Annotated in this window: 1 protein-coding gene; it reads right to left on the bottom strand. The window is 67.3% G+C overall.

Annotated features, from left to right (window positions below; all coding sequences use genetic code 11):
- Positions 1-3,575 (bottom strand): condensation domain-containing protein (locus ACWIF2_RS40225; protein WP_454366610.1); only part of this gene is annotated, 3,575 nt, incomplete at its 3' end.
- Positions 3,576-3,638: the final 63 nt, after the last annotated feature.

A 3,638-nucleotide genomic window follows, 5' to 3' on the forward strand; every position in this document is an offset into this window, starting at 1 on the left:
GGATCCGCCACAAACCGCCCCGCCGTCAGACCCGCACGATTCAGATACCCCCGCGTTACCAGAGCGCCGCCGATATACAGCTCACCCACCGCACCCGGCGCCACTGGTTCAAGGCCGCCGCCCAGGACATACATACGGGTGTTCCACGCGGGTCGGCCCAGTGACACCACGCCCGCCTTGACTTGATCCTGAGGCGCAATGCGGTACTCCATACAACCGACAGTCGTCTCGGTCGGGCCGTACTCATTCATCACCGTGGTCTCGGGATGACCACGGCGCCACTCCTCAAGTGCTTCACCCAGCAGCGCCTCGCCACCCAAGACCAGCTCACTCAGTTGCGAGCCCACCTCGGGTCGGCTGTCCAGCAACGTCAGGTAACTCGGCGTCGCCTTCAGGAACGTCGGCTCGCAGAGCGGTACCTCAGCCACCTCTTCCAGCTCGGCTATATAGACACAACCGCCATGGAGCAATGGCGCGTAGAGGGCTGTGACTGTCAGGTCGAACGACAGCGGCGAGTGCAGCAGTGCCGCTCCGCGCACTCCCGGATACGTCTCCGCCGCCCAACTCAGATAGGCGACGAGCGACCGATGCTCGACGACAACGCCCTTTGGCCTACCGGTCGATCCCGACGTGTAGATGACATACGCCGGATCCACCGCCGACCCTGGGCGTGCAAGGTTGCTGTCAGCCTGTCCGTCGTGGAGCCCGACCTCATCGGTGAACACGCACTGCGCAGTGTCCTGAATCGGCAGCTCCGAGGCCGACTCGACCGTGGTCACTACCACCTCGGGGCCGGCATCCCGGAGCATGAACGCAACCCGCTCGCTGGGATGATCCAGGTCGATGGGCAGGTAGGCACCGCCGGCCTTGAGGACCGCGAGGACCGCCACGACCATGTCCGCCGACCGCGGCAGCGCCAGCCCGACCAGACGTTCCGGACCCACACCCCGCTTCACCAACACCCGCGCCAACCGGTTCGCCCGGGCATTCAACTCCCTGTAACTCAGACGGGCATCGCCGCAGACCACCGCGACCGCGTCCGGGGTTCGCGCTGCCTGGACCTCGAACAACTCGGACACCGTGCCATCCGGCACCGCACGAGTCGTCTCGTTGAACTCGACCAGCAGCCGCTCCCGTTCACCGGCAACCAGCGCATCGACGGCAGCAACCCGCTGATCAGGATCGTCCAGCATCGTGTGGAGCAAGTGCTTCAATCGGCTCAGCATCGTCTCAGCCGCCGATGTGTCAAACAGCTCGCTGTCGTACCGAAGCTGCAACCCCAACTTGTCACCCGGCAACACACCGAGCTTCAAGGGATAGTGGTCGCCGTCGTAGCCTTCGATGCCGGTGATCGTCAGCCCTCCGGGCAGGTCAGCACTGTCGACGGCGACGGGGTAGTTCTCGAACACGTAGAGAGTGTCGAAGAGTTCACCCTGGCCGGCCGCACGCTGGATGTCGGTCAGGCCCAGGTACTGGTGGTCGCTGAGCCGGGACTGCTCCTCCTGCACCCGGGCCATCAACTCGGTCAGCGTCAGCGACGGGGCACAGGAAACCCTGACCGGAACGGTGTTGATGAACAGGCCGACCATCTGCTCGATGCCGGGAATCTCCGCAGGCCGCCCCGACACCGTCATACCGAAGACGACATCGTCCTTGCCCGTCAGCCGGGCCAGCAACAACGCCCACGCCGTCTGCAGCACCGTGTTCACCGTCAGCCCATGCCGACGAGCCAACTGCCTTATCGCTGAATCAGCTTCGCCGGACAGCTGAACCACGGTCTCCTCACGCGTGCCGGCTTGTGAGCGGTGGCCGGCGGGCGCGAGCCTCGTCGGTTCCGCCCCGGCCAGCACCTCACGCCACACCTCCTCGGCCTGGGTACGGTCCTGCCGTGCCAGCCAGGCCGGATAAGGCCGGTAGGGCACCGGCGCGGGCAGCGCACTGTCGTCCCCGCCCCACCCGTACAGCTCGAACAGCTCCTGCACAACCAGCGGACTCGACCAGCCGTCCAGCAGAATGTGATGGTTCATGATCACGAGCTTGTGCCAGTCGGGGGCGAGGCGGATCACCAGGAAGCGCATCAGCGGCGCGCTGGCCATGTCGAAACGGGCAGCCCGTTCCTCCTCCAGCAGCCGCGCCACCCGCTCACGCTGACCGGCCCCGGAATACTCGCTCAGATCAACCTCACGCCACGGCACACTCACCGAACCAGCGATCACCTGCACCGGCTCACCGTTCTCCCGCTCGCGGAAGCACGCCCGCAAACTGGCATGACGGCCCACCAGCACCTCCACCGACCGCCGCAACACCCCCGCATCCAAGACGCCCGCCAGGTCCAGCACCAACTGGACGTTGTAGATGTCGGCGGTGTCCTCGTCGAACAGCGCGTGGAACAACAGCCCTTCCTGCAACGGCGACAGCGGCAGCACATCCTCGACGGCCATCCCCTCGCCGGCCCACCCATCGAGCTGCTCCTGGTCGAGGGTGACCAGGGGGAAGTCCGAGGGGGAATGCCCGCCGGCCTCCGGCAGGGCCGCATGCCCCGCCAAAACCCCCAGCATCCGAACCCACAGACCAGCCAGCTCCTCAACCTCATCCCGGTCCAGGACCCCCTGCGGCCAGGACCATGCCGCATCCAGCCGCACGTCCTCACCACTGCCGTGCGCGATCGCGTTGATCTCCAGACAGTGGGACATCGCCATGTCCGGATCGGCACCGACGGGTACGCCGACTGTGGTGCCGGCGTCGGTGTCATGGGTGGTGTCGAAGCGGCCGAGGTAGTTGAAGGCGATCTGGGGCCGGTCATAGCCGGCCAGAACCGGGGCGGTACCGGGATTCAGGTAACGCAGCAGCCCGTAACCGAACCCGTCATCGGGCAGCGCGTTCATCTGCTCCTTGACCCGCTTGACCACCCCGCCCAACGCCGGACCACCCGCCCACACCTCATCCCAGTCCACCTCACCCACATCCAGCCGGACCGGGAAAATCGTCGTGAACCAGCCCACCGTCCTGGACAGATCCACCCCCTCCACATCCACCCGCCCATGCCCCTCCACATCCACCAGCACATCCCCACGACCCCGCTGACCACGCCGGCCGTGCTGATCATGCTGGTGGCGCCAGGCGGTCACCGCCAGTGCCAGCGCCGTCAGCAGCACATCATCGGCACCCGCATGGAACAGCGCCGGCACCCGCGTCAGCACCGCCTCACTCACCCCGGCCGGCACCGACACCGACACCACACCCGCACCACCGACCGTGTCCCGCACCCCATCCAGCGCACGCCGCCCCAGCAACGCCTCCCGCCCCGCACCCTCCAACACCCCACACCACAAAGGAAGCTCACCCGCCCGGGCCTCGGCCAGAGCCGGAAGCATCCCCGCCCACCGGCGGAACGACGTCGCCACCGCATCCAGCACCGGCCGCTCACCAGCCGCCACAGCCCCCCACGCCGCCGCCAGATCCGGCAACAGAATCCGCCACGACACCCCATCCACCGCCAGATGATGCACCACCAGCACCAACCACCCCGACCCCGCCGCCTGCGGACCCGGATCGAACCACACCGCCTGCCACACCCTCCCCACACCCGGCGCCAGACGACACCGCGCCGCCTCCCCCGCCACCGACGCCACCCGCGC

Source organism: Streptomyces sp. NPDC055506, assembly GCF_053643595.1.